The following is a 16,410-nucleotide window of genomic DNA, read 5'->3' on the forward strand; positions in this document are numbered from 1 at the left end:
GCTTCTATGCGGCGCTCCGGGCCGCTGTCATCAGAAGCAGGCGCGCGCTCCCGATGCGGCCGCCTCGTGACACCCTGACGCGATCGCCCGCACGCGTCGCGCACGCCCGGCGTGCCGCATCACCCGCGCGCGTCCGGAGCGCGGCGCAGCGTGATGCGGGTGAGCTCCGACGGCTTACCGAGCCGCAGCGCCATGCCCGGCCACAGCGCGGTGCCGTTGTTGACGTAGAGCTGCATGCCGTCGACCGCGTACCGCCGCGACACGAAGCCCGCATTGGCCAGCGCGAACACCCGGTCGAGCCCGACGATCAGGCCGCCGTGGGTGTGTCCCGACAGCTGCAGCGCGACGCCTTGCGCGGCAGCGGCGCGGGCGTTCCGCGGTTGATGGTCGAGCAGCAGCACGGGCGCGCCGGTCGGCGCTCCGGCGAGCGCCGCGGCGACGTCGGGCGCGGGGAAGCCGGCACCGGTCGCCGAGACGTCCGCCACGCCGGCGAGCACCAGCGCCGCATCGTCGCGCGCGATGACGGCATGGGCGTTGACCAGCGGCGTCATGCCCAGCGCCGCGAAGTGCCGCATCCACACCGGGTAGCCGAAAAAGTATTCGTGGTTGCCCGGGACCACGTAGACCCCGTCGCGCGCCTGCAGCGCGCCCAGCGGCGCGACATCGTCGAGCCGGTCGGCGAGCACGCCGTCGATCAGATCGCCGGTGATCACCACGAGGTCCGCGTCCAGCGCGTTCGCACGCTGCACCATGGCCGCCGTCCACGGCCGCTCGAACAGCCGGCTGATGTGCAGGTCGGTCAGCTGCAGCACCCGGTAGCCGTCGAACTGCGGCGGCAGGCCGGCGATGGCGATCTCGACGTCGTGGACCGGTGGCACGCGGATGGCCTGGTGCACGCCGATCGCCGCCAGCACCAGCGCCGCGCCAGCGATGCCGTGGCGCACGGCGCGCGGAATCCGCAGCCGCCGGCGTCGCGCCAGCATCGCCAGCAGCGTGCCGACGTCGACCAGGAGCTGCAGCAGCGCCAGCAGCAGGATCGCGCCGAAGGCCCAGTTGAACGCGATCACCAGCGCCCGCGGGAACTCGGGTGAGAACACGCTGCCCGACGACAGCAGGCAGAACAGGTGGTACTGCGACGCGGTGAGCAGCACCAGGGCCGCCCCGAGTTTCGCCGGCCACGCCCACGGCAGCGGCCACAGGAACCGGGCCAGCACGTAGAGGCAGGGATCGCGAAGATCAGGTGGAACATGGGGCGGTCCTTCGGAAGCAACGGGCAGGCAGCGAGGCGCGTTCGCGTGCAGCGGGCGCGCAACGGGATCGGGCGGGACGGTCGGCGACCGCGCCGCACAGGGTAGTCCGCCACACGTGGCGATCGCATCGCGGCCACGGTCGCGCGTCATCGGCAGTGCGCTTGCCGCTGCGCGGACCTCGCGTGAGACCGCGTCGCGACAACAACGCCCGACGCAGACCACGCCTCGCCTGCTATACTCCCCCAGAGTATCCGACACGGCGACACCGATGCCGCATTCGCCCGAAGAAAAGAAGCGCGTCATCGCCCGTGTGCGTCGCATGCGCGGCCAGCTCGATGCGCTGGAGCGCGCGCTGGAAGGCGGCGCCGACTGCGGGCCGGTGCTGCAGCAACTCGCGGCGCTGCGCGGTGCGGTCAACGGACTGATGTCGGGCGTGCTCGAGAGCCATCTGCGCGAAACGCTGGGGCCGACGGCCGCCACGCCCGCCGCGCGCCAGACCGGGATCGACGACACCGTCGCACTGGTCCGGTCGTATCTCCGATAAGTCACCCGGTGCCTGCGCGCCGCGCCACCCCTTCCTCACGGAGCTGTCCATGAAATCTCGTGCCGCCGTCGCCTTCGCCGCAGGCGAACCCCTGAAGATCGTCGAGATCGACGTCGCCTCGCCGCAGAAAGGCGAAGTGCTGGTGAAGATCACCCACACCGGCGTCTGCCACACCGACGCGTTCACGCTGTCGGGCGACGATCCGGAAGGCATATTCCCGAGCGTGCTGGGCCACGAAGGCGCGGGCATCGTCGTCGAAGTGGGCGAGGGCGTGACCTCGCTCGCGCCCGGCGACCCCGCCAGAGTGCAAGTTCTGCCTGTCGGGCAAGACCAATCTCTGCCAGAAGGTGCGCGCCACCCAGGGCAAGGGCCTGATGCCGGACGGCACCACGCGCTTCTCCTACAACGGCGAGCCGATCTACCACTACATGGGCTGCAGCACCTTCAGCGAATACACGGTGGTCAACGAGATCTCGCTGGCGAAGATCAACCCCGAGGCGAACCCGGAACAGGTCTGCCTGCTCGGCTGTGGCGTCACCACCGGCATCGGCGCGGTGCACAACACCGCCAAGGTCAAGGCCGGCGACACGGTCGCGGTGTTCGGGCTCGGCGGCATCGGCCTCGCGGTGATCCAGGGCGCAGTGCAGGCCGGCGCCAGCCGGATCCTCGCGATCGACACGAACGCGGGCAAGTTCGAACTCGCGACCTCGATGGGCGCGACCGACTGCATCAACCCGAAGGATCACGACAAGCCGATCCAGGAGGTCATCGTTGAACTCACCGACGGCGGCGTCGATTTCTCGTTCGAGTGCATCGGCAACGTCAACGTGATGCGCGCCGCGCTCGAGTGCTGCCACAAGGGCTGGGGCGAGAGCGTCATCATCGGCGTGGCCGGCGCCGGCCAGGAGATCAGCACGCGGCCGTTCCAGCTGGTGACCGGGCGCGTCTGGCGCGGCTCCGCGTTCGGCGGGGTCAAGGGCCGCACCCAGCTGCCGGGCATGGTCGAGGACGCGATGGCGGGCCGTATCGATCTGGAGCCCTTCGTCACCCATACCATGGGGCTGGAGCAGATCAACGAGGCCTTCGACCTGATGCATGAAGGCAAGTCGATCCGTTCGGTGATCCACTACTGACATGACGCACCCACTCGACAAGGCCGCACTCGACCGTGCGATGGAAGACATGACGCTCGAACAGGCGGAGCGCGACGCGGTCGCGCGCCTGGACGACGGCGATCTCGAACAGATCGACCGCGCCATCCTCTCGGCACTCGACGACCGCTGGCAGAAGGCGGGCTTCATCGCGTCGGGCGTGATGATCGCTGCGCCGGATGAACACGAGGAACTGCCGGAGGTGCTGTACGCGGAGCGCATCCGCGCGCTGGTGCAGGCCGCGCGTCTCGAAGGCAAGGGCGATCCGTCGGTGCTGAAGACCTTCGAGATCCGTCTTCCGCAGGCGGGCCGCTGACATGACGCTCGAACGCATCGAACACCGCGCCTGCTTCGGCGGCTGCCAGGACGTCTATGAGCACGCGTCCGCGACCCTCGACTGCACGATGCGTGTCGCGGTGTATCTGCCGCCGCAGGCGGAGACCGCGAAGCTGCCGGTGCTGTACTGGCTGTCGGGCCTGAGCTGCACCGAGCAGAATTTCATCACCAAGGCCGGCGCGCAGCGCTACGCCGCCGAGCACGGGGTGATCCTGGTCGCGCCGGACACCAGCCCGCGTGGCGACGCCGTCGCCGATGCCGACGGCTACGATCTCGGCAAGGGCGCGGGGTTCTACGTCGATGCGACGGAGTCGCCGTGGTCGGCGCACTACCGCATGTACGACTATGTCGTGAACGAGCTGCCGGCGCTGGTCGAGGCGCACCTGCCGGTCACCGGCGCGCGCGCGATCAGCGGGCATTCGATGGGCGGCCACGGCGCGCTGGTGATCGCGCTGAAGAATCCCGGCCGCTACCGCAGCGTGTCGGCATTCTCGCCGATCGTCGCGCCGAGCCAGGTGCCGTGGGGCGAGAAGGCCTTCGGCGCGTATCTCGGCGACGACCGCGCAGTGTGGCGGCAGTACGACGCGACCGCGCTGGTCGCGGACGCGGCCGAACGCCTGCCGCTGCTCGTCGACCAGGGCGACGCCGACGAGTTCCTCGACGGCCAGCTCCGGCCGCAGTTGCTGCAGGCCGCCTGCGACGCCGCCGGGCATCCGCTGACGCTGCGCCTGCAGCCCGGCTACGACCACAGCTACTACTTCATCCAGAGCTTCATCGGCGAGCACATCGCCCACCACGCGGCCGCGCTGCGCGACTGAGGACGGCAGGCGGACCACGCCACGCGCGTCCTCCACGCGGGGGCCGCCGACGCTCGCGCACGCGGCGCAGTGGCCGCAGCACGCATGGCGCGCTGGACGTGATCGACCGGCATCGAATCGCGTCGATCCGCGTGCTAGCGTCGGCGCCGTGCCCATGCGAGGTCGCGACGATGACGCTGCAACGGATCCTGCTGCTGTGCTGTCTGTGCCTGCTCACCCTGCCCGCGGTCGCGGCCACGCCGACCTGGGGCGCGGCGCGCTCCAGTCCGGTCGATACGCCGTCGACGCAGCTGCGTCCCGGCGACTGGATCTGGGGCGGTGACGACCCCGCGCTGGGCCCGATGGTCGTCGTCGTCAGCCTCGACGAACAGCGCGCCTACGTCTATCGCAACGGCCTGCAGATCGCGGTCTCCACGGTCAGCAGCGGCAAGCCCGGCCATGAAACCCCGACCGGCGTTTTCACGATCCTGCAGAAGGATCGCGACCACCACTCCAGCAAGTACAACAACGCGGCGATGCCCTACCAGGAGCGGCTGACCTGGGACGGCGTCGCGCTGCACGCGGGCGGCCTGCCGGGCTATCCGGAAAGCCACGGCTGCGTCCATCTGCCGACCGAGTTCGCGCGCCGCCTGTTCTCGGCGACCACGCTGGGCATGACGGTCGTCGTCGCCCAGGGCGGTCATGCCACGGCGGCCAGTGCGCATCCGGGCCTGCTGTCGCCAGTGGATCCGGCGAGCGGTGCCACGGTGGCCGTCCTGCCGCTCGATGACGGCCAGCCCTGGCGCTGGACCGGCGACGCCGCCGCGACCGGTCCGGTCTCGCTGGTTCTCAGCCGCAGCGACCAGCGCCTGATCGCGCTCGAGGACGGCCGCGAAGTCGGCCGCGCGCGCATCACGCTGCCACCCGCGACCGCGCTGCGCGGCACCCACGTCTATGTGATGGGCGACGGCGCGATGCCGGTCCACGTCGACGGCGTGCCCGACGGCCGCATGCCGCAATGGCAGGCGATCGCGGTGCCGGGCCGCGACGACGACGCCGGCCAGCCGCTCGATCCGGCGCTGCTCGCCGGCGTGCGGGTGCCGGCGGCCTTCGTCGATGCGCTGCTGCCGCGTCTGCGGCCGGGCACCGTGCTCGTCGCCACCGATGCCCACGTGATGCCCGAGACCACCGGCCGCAGCCAGCGCGTGCTCGACGCGTTGCCGCCGGGCGGCTGATCGCGTATCAGGCGCGCAGCCGGAAATCCGTGTAGGCGAAGCGCGACTCGCGCAGCACGGTCTCGCCGCGGACCAGGTCCAGCGGCTGCGCGAACATCGGTCCGGCCGACACGCAGGTGTGGAACTCGCCGCGCTCGCCGCAGGGATCGACGTCCGCGGGCAGTGCATCCAGCAGCGCGGCGTCGAACGCGCGGCCTGCGAACCCGGCATCGAGCTGGGTGGTGTCGACGCAGCACAGGTCCGCGCGCAGGCCGCCGGCCTGCATGGTCCGGGCCAGTGCGCCGGTGTCGCTGTCGAACAGAGGAAACCGCGCGTCCCAGCCCAGGCGCGCGCACAGCGCCTCGCGCCAGGCGCGGATGTCGGCGAGGAACAGATCGCCGAACGCGATCGTCGACAGCGCGGGCCAGCGCGCCCGCGCACGCGCCAGTGCATCCGCGAAGGCGGCTTCGTAGCCGGCGTTGTCGGTCGACGGTTCGATCCGCGCTTCGATCACCGGCAGGCCGGCGGCACGCGCCTGGGCGTGCAGCACGTCGACCCGGATGCCCTGCATCGAGATGCGTTCGTAGCCCGCCGTGATCGTCGTGAACAGACCGACGACGTCGACGTCGTCACGAGCGCGCAGCACGTGCAACGCCCAGGCCGCGTCCTTGCCGCCGCTCCACGACAGCAGGACGGGCGTCGGCACCCCCTCAGCCGGCGCGGACGTCGCGCAGCTCCCAGGCATTGCCCGCGAGCAGGCGCAGGCGATGCTTGAGCACGGTGCTGGAGATCGACGTGGTCACGACCAGGTCCACGCCCAGGTCGCGGTCCTCGCCGGTGACCTGGGCCGCGGGATCGGTGACGCCCAGCGCAGGATCGACCTCGTCGGGGTCCGGCTGGCGGTCGCGCCAGCGCGCGAACAGCGCATCGCCCTGCAGCGCGGCCTGCACTTCGGCGGCGATGCCGTCGGCGCCCTGCGACCGCAGCGCATAGTCGCCCGCGCCACGGGCCTGCTCGGGTTCGGGCAATCGGATCAGGAAGCGGGTGCTCATGCGCAGCCTTGAAAACGGTGGAGGCCGCAGCGTAGCAACCCGCGCCGTTAGAAATCCGTCATGAGAACGCGTGCGGCGGCGCCGCGAAGCCGACCGTCAGCGAGCCGGCGCCGACGTTCACCATGCCGGTCAGGCTCATCACGGTCTCGAAGCGTTCCACGTTGTGCGCCTCGCACTCGGCCACCAGCGCGTCGTAACCCGGCAGGCGGCGCAGCTCGTCGAGTTCGCCGCCGTAACTCAGGCACAGCGTCGGCGTCAGCAGGCCGGCGCGAACGCGCTCGGCGACGAAGCCCAGCAGCTTCTCGGCCGCCGGTGCGAAGCCGCGGATCTTGCCGACCGGCCCGGTGTCGCCGCGATGGCAGTGCAGGATCGGCTTGATGTCGAGTGCGCCACCGATCATCGCCGCCAGCAGGCTCACGCTCTTGTCGCCGCGATGCTTGATGCGCGCGCGCAGGTAACCGAGATCGCGCGGCACCATGTAGGCGTAGGAGCGCTCGGCGAGGAATTCGAGACGGCTGCGGATCTCGGGCGCGGTCGCGCCGGCGTCGCGCAGGCGCACTGCTTCGACCGGCAGCAGGCCCTGGCCGGCGAACACCTGCTGGGTGTCGACGATGCGCAGCGCGAACGGCGTCGTGTGCCCGGCCTGGGTGCGGATCGGCCTGTATTCGTTGAGGATCGCGAAGCTCGCATGCGTCGCGTTGTCGTGGATCTGGCTGCGGTTGCGCGTCACCGTGATGCAGAACACGTAGTCGTAATCGATGACCAGCCGCTCGAGGAACAGCGCCTTGATCTTGTCCGACGGAAAGGCCGCGGTCTCGGCCGTGTGCCCGCGCTCGGCGACGTGGGCGTCGACGAAGTCGAGCGTCGCGCGTTCGTCGCGCAGGTCCACGAACTGCGTCTCGCCGATGCGGACCGTGACCGGCAGCAGCACCACGTTGTTCGCTTCCAGCCAGTCCGGCGGCAGATCGCAGGCCGAGTCGACGACGATTCCGATCCGCATGGGCGCCCTCCCGAGGCATTCGATGCGACCCGCGGCGCACGTCAGGGCGCGCCGCAGGCGGGTGCGACACCCGCGAGCGCACTTTACACGCGATCTGTGACCCGGTGCTCCGATCGGGTGGGACGCAGGCCGGAGACCGACCGGCCCGTCACGCAGTCCGCAGCCGACGCCGGCTCCGTCAGCTGCCCCGCGCGCGGGCGAAGGCGTCGGCCAGCGCGTTGTTGGCCGGCGGGGCTGCGGTGGCGGGCTTGCCGCCACCGGTTGGCCGCGCGCCGCGCGCATTGCCGGGACCGCGCGCGGCACCGCGATCGTCGCCGCGCGCGTCGCGTGCGGGCTTCTCGCCCGGCACGTCGTCGAGCCGGCGCGTCAGCGCGATGCGTTTGCGCAGCACGTCGACCTCCAGCACCTTGACCTTGACGATGTCGCCGGCCTTGACCACGTCGCGCGGATCCTTGACGAAGGTGTCCGACAGCGCCGAGATGTGCACGAGGCCGTCCTGGTGCACGCCGATGTCGACGAACGCGCCGAACGCGGCGACGTTGCTGACTACGCCTTCGAGGATCATCCCGACCTGCAGGTCCTTGATGTCCTCGACGCCGTCGGCGAACTGCGCGGCCTTGAATTCGGGGCGCGGATCGCGGCCCGGCTTTTCCAGTTCCTTGAGGATGTCGCGCACCGTCGGCACGCCGAACTTGTCGTCGGTGAACTGTTCCGGCTTGAGCGCGCGGACGAAGCTGCCGTCGCCGAGGATCTGCCTGACGTCGCGGCCGCTGGCGCCGGCGATGCGTTCGACGACCGGATAGGCTTCCGGATGCACCGACGAGGCGTCGAGCGGTTCGTCGCCGTCGGCGATGCGCAGGAAGCCCGCGCACTGCTCGAAGGTCTTGTCGCCGAGGCGCGGGACCTTCAGCAGATCCTTGCGGCGCTTGAACGGGCCGTTCGCGTCGCGGTGCACGACGATGTTCTCGGCCACGCCCGCCGACAGACCGGACACGCGCGCCAGCAGCGCGCTCGATGCGGTGTTGACGTGCACGCCGACCGCGTTGACGCAGTCCTCGACGCGCGCATCCAGCGCGCGCGCCAGCCGGTACTGGTCGACATCGTGCTGGTACTGGCCGACGCCGATCGCCTTGGGTTCGATCTTGACCAGCTCGGCCAGCGGATCCTGCAGGCGCCGCGCGATCGACACCGCGCCGCGGATCGACACGTCGAGATTCGGGAACTCCTTGGCCGCGGTTTCCGACGCCGAATACACCGACGCGCCCGCTTCGCTGACGACGATCTTCTGCAGCTGGAGCTCCGGCGCCAACTTGATGACGTCGGCGGCGAGGCGGTCGGTCTCGCGCGACGCGGTGCCGTTGCCGATCGCGATCAGCTGCACGCCGTGCTCCGCGCACAATTTGCGCAGCGTGTGCACCGACTGGTCCCACTGCTTGCGCGGCTCGTGCGGATAGATCGTGTCGGTCGCGACCAGCTTGCCGGTCGCGTCGACCACCGCGATCTTGCAGCCGGTGCGGATGCCGGGATCGAGGCCGAGCACGGCTTTCGGGCCCGCGGGCGCGGCCAGCAGCAGGTCTTTCAGGTTGTCGCCGAACACGGTGATCGCCTCGGCTTCGGCCTTCTCGCGCGCCTGCGCGAACAGGTCGATCATCAGGTGCAGGTGCAGCTTCGCGCGCCAGGTCAGGCGGCAGGCGTTGCGCAGCCAGGCATCGGCGGGCCGGCCCTGCTCGGCGATGCCCGCATGCAGTGCGATGCGGCCTTCGGCGTAGGCGTTGCCCTGTTCGGCGTCGGTGCCGGGGTCGAGTTCCAGGGTCAGGAACTCCTCGCGGCGGCCACGGAACAGCGCCAGCAGGCGGTGCGAGGGAATTTTCGCCAGCGATTCGGCGTGATCGAAATAATCGCGGAATTTCTCGCCTGCGGCTTCCTTGCCGGGCACGACCGCGGCGCGGATCACGCCGTTGCCCTCCAGCCAGCCGCGCAGTTCGCCGAGCAGGGCGGCGTCCTCGCCCCAGCGCTCCATCAGAATCGCGCGCGCGCCTTCCAGCGCGGCCTTGGCGTCGGCCACGCCCTTGTCCGCGTCGACGAAGGTCGCGGCGACGGTCTCGGGCACCTGGGTGGGATCGGCCAGCAGCGAATCGGCCAGCGGCTCGAGGCCGGCCTCGCGGGCGATCTGCGCGCGTGTGCGGCGCTTCTGCGTGTACGGCAGATAGAGAGCTTCCAGCCGCGCCTTGCTGTCCGCGGCGTCGATGTCGGCCCGCAGCGCCGGCGTCAGCTTGCCCTGCTCGTCGATGCTCGACAGGATCGCCGCGCGCCGGTCCTCGAGCTCGCGCAGATAGGCCAGGCGCACTTCGAGGTTGCGCAGCTGGGTGTCGTCGAGCCCTTCGGTGACTTCCTTGCGGTAGCGCGCGATGAAGGGGACGCTGGCGCCCTCGTCGAGCAGCGCGATCGCGGCGATGGCCTGTGGCGGGCGCGCACCGATCTCGGCGGCGATGGTCTCGGCGATCCTGCGGGCCAGTGCGGCGTCGTGTTGCATCGTGTCCAGTCATGTCGCGGCCGGATGCCGCGGACGGATTGTCGCCCCGGGCTCCGGGCAGCGGTACCCGTTGACAGATGCCGTGATTCCGCATGCGCAGGGCGTGCCCGCATGGCGGTCGCGCTCCGGTCCGCGTGCAGCAAGCGACTGGCGCACGATCGGATCGTCGCGTTGTCTGCCGACTGGACAACAAGACCGGCACAGCGTCGCGCGCCAGCGCGCGCCCACATGCGGCGCCAGAGTTCCTGCAGGAGCGCGCTCGCGCGCGATGGCGCATTCTCGATTCCCCGATCCGAAGCGCGAACGCACCGCGGGAATACCGATGCGCCGACGCCGGACGGGCGTCTCCGGGCTCGCGCGTCTACCTGCGCCTGCGCCGCCACGGCAACGGAATCGAGAACAGGATCAGCGCTACCCACGCGAGCCGGCTCGACCAGGTTTCGCGCGGGGGCGGTGCGTCGTCCGGGGCGGCATCGCGTGCCTCCGTCGCGTCCATGGCCTCCGCCGGCAGGCTGAACTCGCCGGCATCGAGCCGGCGGATGATCTCGCGCGCATGTCCGGCCTGGTCGTCGCGCACGTGCAGCTTCACGCCGCCGATCGCGAGCCGCCATTCCCAGTTCGCCAGCGCCATGTTCTGGTCGCCCAGATGCACGCCGATGCCCTCGGCCTGCAGCAGGCCGGCGGCGATCTGCGCCTCGATCGGATCGACGTAGCGGGCGACGATGACGGTCATGCGGGTTACGTGACGGAAGCCGCCGACAGGGTAACCTTCGCGCCATGACACGCCATTTCACGATTTTTCCGCGCCGCCCCCTGCGTTCCCTCGTCGCCGCGGCCTGCGCCGCGCTGCTGCTGGCCGGCTGCGGCGGCGATGCCGATCCCGCTGCGACGACGCCCGCGTCGCGCTCCGCGCTCGCGCCCGACGCGCCCAGCCAGCGCGTCGACTGGGCGCTGCCGGCCGTCGAGGCCGGCTCGGCGACGCCGGATCTGTCGACCGCGCCCGACGGCAGCCTGCTGCTGAGCTGGATCAATTCGCGCGAAGGCCGACGCCACGTGTTCCAGTTCGCGCGTTTCGATCCCGCGCAGCAGCGCTGGCGCAACGCGCCGGCGACGATCGCGATCGGCAACCGCATGTTCGTCAACTGGGCCGACACGCCGCACATGCGCGCAACGCCCGACGGCGCGCTGTGGGCGCACTGGCTGCAGAAGAGCGGCGATGCGCCCTACGCCTACGACATCGCCCTGGTGCGCTCGCGCGACGGTGGCGCGAACTGGGGCGCGCCGGTGGTGCCGCACGACGACGGCACCAGGACCGAGCACGGTTTCGTGTCGATGTGGCCGCAGGGCAACGACGGCAGCCTGGGCCTCGCGTGGCTCGATGGGCGCTACACCGCCGCCGCCGATCACGAGGGACACGGCGCCGCCGCGGGCGAAGACCCGCACGCCGCCCACGCCGATGGCGGCAAGCCGATGACGCTGCGCGCCGCGGTGTTCGACGCGAACCTGCGCCGCACGGCCGACCACGAGATCGATGCCAGCGTTTGCGACTGCTGCCAGACCGCGGCCGCGGTGACGGCGCGCGGTCCGGTGGTCGTCTATCGCGGCCGCACCGAGGACGAGATCCGCGACATCATGACCACGCGCTTCGACGGCAGCGCCTGGACCGCGCCGGCGCGCGTGCATGCGGACGAGTGGAAGATGCCCGCCTGCCCGGTCAACGGCCCCGACATCGCCGCGCAGGGCGAGGGCGTCGTCGTCGGCTGGTACACCGTCGATGGCGACACGCCGGTCGTGAAGCTCGCCCGCAGCGACGATGCCGGCGATGTCTTCGCCGCGCCGGTCGTTCTCGACAGCGGCGACGCCGTGCACGGCCGGGTCGCGGTCGCGCTCGATGCCGACCAGGCCTGGGCGCTGTGGCTGCGCGAGGAAGGCGGGGCGCAGACCCTGTGGCTGTCGCGTCGCAGCGCCGATCTGGCGACTGAATACGAGCGCGTGGAAATCGCCACGCTGCAGGGGCGCGGGCGCGGCACCGGGTTTCCACAGCTGCAGGTCGTCGCCGGCCAGGCCTACATCGTCTGGACCGACGTCGTCGACGGCGCGCCGCAGCTGCGCGGCGTGCAGCTGCAGCGCTAGGCGGCGCGGGAGCCGCTCGGGCGGAACGCGGGGCAGGATGCGGTCTCCCGCCGGCCGATCCGGTCGATGGCGCGACTGGCGATGCCTGGCCCCGGACGAAACGGCATCGCGGCCGAGGCCGCTCCTGCTGCGACGCGGACCAAGGCCGCCGCCGCGCATCCGTCGGCTGAAGGAGCATCTGCACCGCGTCAACGCCTCGGACCCTGCAGCTGCCCACACGCGCGTGGGAGCGGCCCCGGCCTTGAAGCTGTCGGCTGGATTGTCGGACGTGCCTCTTTGCAGCGGACATGCCGCGACTGGAACGTCACCTGATTGCAGTCACCGCCGGCGGTCGTCGCGCCAGTCGGGACCAGGCTGCAAACGTCGCCGTCCAGGCACCGGACGTCGATCGACCCGTTCGCAGATCAGACGCCGGCCATCGGACGCGCGTCAGCGGCGTCGCATCCGGCTCGCGCTCAGCGCTCGCGCCGCCAGTTCAAGGAACCGCGGCTTTCGATCGTGCTCGATTCCACTTCGACGTCGAAGCCGCGCGTCAGCAGGTACTTCAGCGTCAGCACCTGGCCGGTGCCGAGCAGCGAGACACCGAAGCCGACGTACAGGCGTGGCGACAGCTGCTTGCCGATACCGAGCACGCTGCCGCCGAGCGCACGCGAGTCGCTGATGCCGGCATCGTCGAGACCGATGCGGCTGCCGAGCTGCGCGGCGAGCAGGTTGCCGCCGGCATTGAGCGCGGCCGAGGCGGCATCGATCTGCTCGCCCTCGGCGCTGGTCAGGCTCGACGCCGAGCGGCCCAGCACGAGATAGGACAGCGCCTGCGAATCATCGCTGGCCGGATTGGTCCAGACGTTGACCTCGGGCGCGGTCGCGCGTCCGGTGACGTCGATGCCGGCGGTCACATCTTCCGATTCGATGCGGCGCTCGGCGCGCACGTCGAGCAGCGGATCCGAGACCGGGCTGTTGGAGAACACCAGGTTGCCGCGGGTCACCCGCAGGTCCTGGCCGTAGGCCTTGTAGCGGCCGCCGACTTCCAGGCGTCCGCTGCCGGTCATCTCGCGGCCCGGACGCGCGCGCACGCGCAGGTTGCCGCCGAGCTTGCCGTCGAAGCCGAAGCCGCGCAGCACCACGTCGTCGCCCATCGTCAGGGTGACGTCGAGTTCCAGCGGCGACGCCGCCGAGACGTCCGGATCCACCGGGTCCAGCACCACGACATCGGGCGAGGGCGACACGCCTTCGCTGAGCCGCTCGAGATCCATCAGCGCGCTGGGCACGGTGACCGTGCCGGTGACGTTGAGCGGTTCCAGCGCGGCGTAGCGCACGGTGATGTCGGGGCTGGCGACCACGCGCAGGTCGCTGGTGTCGGCGACCAGCACGTTCTCGCCGCGGATGGTCAGCACCAGCGGCGTGTCGTCGCCGCGCCAGCCCAGCGAGCCGTCGATGCCGAGCGTGCCGCCGCCCGACTGGACGCTGCCGGCGATGCGCGCGGTGCCGTCGGGCAACGCGTCGAGATCGATGTTGCCGTTCTCGAGCGCGATCGCCAGCGAGGGCAGCTCGGTGGCGAAATCGTTCAGCCGCGCATGGCCGCCGATCGTCGGCGCGCTGCGGGTGCCGCCGATGGCGATGTCGGCGGTCAGTCGGCCCGTCGGCTCGACGATGTCGGGCGAGAACAACTCGACGAAGGTCAGGTCCTCGACGTTGGCGACCAGCGAACCCGACAGCGGCGCGTACGCGTCCCAGCCGTTGCGGACCTCGGCGCGGATGCGACCGGCCTCGTTGAGCGTCGTCGACAGTGTCGCGTCGATGCGGGTGGCATCGAACTCGGCCTCGAACAGCAGATCGGCGTAGTTCAGCACTTCGTTGCGCGCGCGCTCGCTGGTGCGCACGCCGCCGGTGGGCGAACTGATCCGCACGTTGCCGGCGAAGCCGTTGCCGACCGGACGCGCGCTGCCGTCCAGGGCGATCTCGCCGCGCAGCAGGAACGGGCGCCCGCCGTCCTGTTCGGGCAGGTAAGGCGTCGCCAGCGACAGCGGCAGACCGGTGCCGGTGAGCGCGATGCCGCGGCGCGGCCAGTCCGCGCTGGCGCACAGCGAGCCGCCGCCGCTCGAGGCGAAGCAGCTCTCGGTCAGCGTGTAGCGTGTGCCGATCTGGCGGAACTGCGCCGGGCCCTGCAGCGCCCAGCTCGCGCCGGTGGTCGGTGCGAGCCGCAGCGAGGCCAGTGCGCCCTGCCAGTTGCCGTTGCGGCGCTCGGCATTGCCGGTCAGTGCCAGCGTGCCGATGTCGCCGCGTGCGTCGGCCTCGAGCTGCAGCTTCTCGACCGCGCCGCGCGCCGAGACGCGCACCTGCGACAGCGCGACGCCGGCTTCGACGCCCGTCGCGACGACGTCCAGCGTGCCGCTGTCGCGCCGCCATGGCAGCCTGCCCTGGATGCGCGCGCTGGCCGCGGCGTAGTCGCCGTAGCGCAGCGCGGCGCCGGTCAGGTCGGCGGCGATGTCGGGCGCGGTGCGCGGCCCGGTCACGCGCACGGTGCCGCGCAGCGTGCCGCTGGTGTCGGGCACGAAATCGGCGAGCTGCAGCGGCGCCAGCGTCGCGTCGATGTCGAGGCGATCGGTGAAGACTGCGGTCGCGTCGACCCGGCTGCCGCCAAGCGTCAGCGCGACGTCGGCGTCGAAATCGCTGCGACCGGCATCGCCGGCGTCGGCCGCCGGGCCGTGCATCGCGAACGTCGCGCGGCCGTCGAGACGGCGTCCGCGCAGCGTGCCGCCCAGATCGCTGGCGTCGACCGCGAGTTCCAGTCCGCCGTCGTCGCGGGTCGTGCCGGTGCTCGCCAGCGTGCCGTTGACCGCGCCGTTCCAGTCCGGCGCGAAGTAGCCGGGATCGAAGCCCGCGAGCGTCGCATCGATGTCCCAGTGCAGGCCGGGTGTCCAGCCCACATCGCCGGTCGCGTCGAGCGTGCCGGTCGGCATCGTCACGCGCGCCGTCTCCAGGCGCATGCGTTCGGTGTCGCCGCGCCCGTCGAAATCGACCGTCGCCTGCAGCGCGTTGCGCACGATGGTCGCGTTGCCGATCGCCGCCCAGTCCGCGCTGCGGCCGGCGAAGCCCAGATCGGCGTCGGCGGTGATCGGCGGGGTGGGCGTGTCGGCATCGGGATCCGCGCCGAATGCCAGCCCGCGCGCATTGACCGCGAACTTGAAGCGCACGTCCTCGGGCGCAGTGAAGTCGGCGTTGCCACGCAACGTGATGCGGCCCTCGAAGACGTCGAGCACCAGCGGCTCGACAGCGAGCACCTGGTCCTCGATCCGGACCCTGGACGGCTGCAGCACCACGGCAAGGCCGCCGTCGTCGGGATCGCCGAGGGCGAAGCGGCCCTGCAGCTCGGCCGCGCCACCGACGCCGTCGGCGGTCAGGTCGAACGCGATCGGCGTGCCGGGTTCGCCGCTGCCGGCCAGCAGGCCGGGATCGAGCGCGGTGGTGTGCGCGCGCAGCGCCCAGCCCGGATTCTCGCGGCCGCGCAGCGTGACCACCGCGCGCAACGGTTCCGGCACGTGACCGATGACGGCGACATCGAGCCTGGCTAGATCACCGCGTGCGACCAGGCCGATCCGCGGCCGCGTGCGGCCGGGCGGCGCCGGCAGCAGCGCGCTCGCGGTGAGATCCATGCGGTAGTCGTCGTCGGGCGCGTAGACGCCGTTCGCGGCGAAGCGGCCGCGGTCGCTGTCGACGATCACGTGGGCCAGATTCAATTCGCCCTGCTGGGCGTCGAGTCCGCCGCGCAGCGTGCGGATGTCGATCAGCGCGGTATTCATGCGCTCGACGCGGAAACCGTCGATGCGGATGGTGTCGGCCTGCAGCGACAGCGGCAGCGCGATGCGCGGCAGCGAATCGGGCCAGCGCGGCAGTTCGAACGGCGTTTCCACCGGCGGCGGCAGCGACAGCGCGGCATTGTCGATGTCGAGCACGTCGAGCCGCAGGCGCCGGCCGATCAGCGGCATCACCGCCGGATCGACGGTCACGCGCACGGCGGTGAAGGTCAGCACCGTCGGTTCGTCGCAGTTGCCGTAGGCGACCGGCTGCTCGTCGACGTCGGGGCAGCCGCGCTGCACGTAGCGCAGGTTGTGCAGCGTCAGCGGACCGGACGCCGGGCCTTCGGCGCGGTCCCAGGTCAGCTCGGTGCCGGCGGGCAGCCGCGCGACGACCTGGGTCAGCAGGAAATCGCGACCGCCGAAGGTCGTCAGCAGCCACCACACCAGCACCAGCACCAGCGCGGCCAGCGTGACGATGCCGATGCCGCTGCGGATCGCCAGCTTGCGCGCGCGTGCGCGGCGTCGCGCGCGGAGTTCGGCGATCCGCGCTTCGCGTTCCTCGGGCGTCAGGTCGGCGGGCAGGCGGTGACGTCGGAAGGCCAC

At 71.5% G+C, this 16,410-nt stretch carries 12 protein-coding genes and 1 pseudogene; 6 read left to right on the forward strand and 7 right to left on the reverse strand.

The annotated features are described in order from the left end of the window. Positions 1–119: 119 nt before the first annotated feature. A complete protein-coding gene (locus CJ022_RS07820; protein ID WP_233198648.1) occupies positions 120–1,214 on the reverse strand; it encodes a metallophosphoesterase in 1,095 nt (364 codons plus the stop codon). A gap of 304 nt (positions 1,215–1,518) precedes the next feature. On the opposite strand from CJ022_RS07820, the gene frmR reads away from it, so the two are divergent. The 5 genes and pseudogenes from frmR (at position 1,519) to CJ022_RS07845 (ending at position 5,313) form a co-directional block, all read left to right on the forward strand. Beyond that, complete coding sequence (gene frmR / locus CJ022_RS07825) at positions 1,519–1,794, forward strand: formaldehyde-responsive transcriptional repressor FrmR (RefSeq protein ID WP_101926097.1); 276 nt, start codon at positions 1,519–1,521, stop codon at positions 1,792–1,794. Positions 1,795–1,843: 49 nt separating this feature from the next. Continuing rightward, positions 1,844–2,927: pseudogene (locus CJ022_RS07830) on the forward strand (S-(hydroxymethyl)glutathione dehydrogenase/class III alcohol dehydrogenase). 1 nt (position 2,928) lies between these two features. Beyond that, positions 2,929–3,261: a DUF3658 domain-containing protein gene (locus tag CJ022_RS07835; protein WP_101926098.1), complete on the forward strand. Its 333-nt coding sequence runs from the start codon at positions 2,929–2,931 to the stop codon at positions 3,259–3,261. Position 3,262: 1 nt separating this feature from the next. Then, on the forward strand, positions 3,263–4,099 hold the full coding sequence (gene fghA / locus CJ022_RS07840; RefSeq protein ID WP_101926099.1) for an S-formylglutathione hydrolase: 837 nt from the start codon (positions 3,263–3,265) through the stop codon (positions 4,097–4,099). 170 nt (positions 4,100–4,269) lie between these two features. Then, positions 4,270–5,313 (forward strand): L,D-transpeptidase, encoded by a 1,044-nt coding sequence (locus CJ022_RS07845; RefSeq protein WP_101926100.1) that lies wholly within the window; start codon positions 4,270–4,272, stop codon positions 5,311–5,313. Between the two features lie 7 nt (positions 5,314–5,320). Here the strand turns inward: CJ022_RS07845 and CJ022_RS07850 are convergent, their stop codons facing one another. From CJ022_RS07850 to CJ022_RS07870, 5 genes are all read right to left on the reverse strand, one after another. Then, positions 5,321–5,998 (reverse strand): Dph6-related ATP pyrophosphatase, encoded by a 678-nt coding sequence (locus CJ022_RS07850; RefSeq protein ID WP_233198649.1) that lies wholly within the window; start codon positions 5,996–5,998, stop codon positions 5,321–5,323. A gap of 4 nt (positions 5,999–6,002) precedes the next feature. After that, a complete protein-coding gene (locus tag CJ022_RS07855) occupies positions 6,003–6,344 on the reverse strand; it encodes a hypothetical protein (protein ID WP_101926102.1) in 342 nt (113 codons plus the stop codon). A gap of 58 nt (positions 6,345–6,402) precedes the next feature. Next, complete coding sequence (locus CJ022_RS07860; protein WP_101926103.1) at positions 6,403–7,344, reverse strand: DegV family protein; 942 nt, start codon at positions 7,342–7,344, stop codon at positions 6,403–6,405. A gap of 178 nt (positions 7,345–7,522) precedes the next feature. Continuing rightward, positions 7,523–9,877 (reverse strand): Tex family protein, encoded by a 2,355-nt coding sequence (locus CJ022_RS07865; RefSeq protein WP_101926104.1) that lies wholly within the window; start codon positions 9,875–9,877, stop codon positions 7,523–7,525. 361 nt (positions 9,878–10,238) lie between these two features. Next, entirely contained in the window at positions 10,239–10,610 is a 372-nt protein-coding gene (locus tag CJ022_RS07870) for a putative signal transducing protein (RefSeq protein WP_101926105.1), read from the reverse strand. Positions 10,611–10,654: 44 nt separating this feature from the next. Here CJ022_RS07870 and CJ022_RS07875 point away from each other — a divergent pair, with 44 nt between their 5' ends. Further along, positions 10,655–12,010, forward strand: coding sequence for a sialidase family protein (locus CJ022_RS07875; RefSeq protein WP_101926106.1), 1,356 nt, complete (start codon positions 10,655–10,657; stop codon positions 12,008–12,010). 455 nt (positions 12,011–12,465) lie between these two features. On the opposite strand, the gene CJ022_RS07880 is transcribed toward CJ022_RS07875, so the two are convergent. After that, positions 12,466–16,410, reverse strand: a complete 3,945-nt coding sequence (locus tag CJ022_RS07880) for a translocation/assembly module TamB domain-containing protein (RefSeq protein ID WP_233198650.1) — start codon at positions 16,408–16,410, stop codon at positions 12,466–12,468.

Source organism: Luteimonas rhizosphaerae, from assembly GCF_002849595.1.
Taxonomy (GTDB): Bacteria; Pseudomonadota; Gammaproteobacteria; order Xanthomonadales; family Xanthomonadaceae; genus Luteimonas; species Luteimonas cellulosilyticus.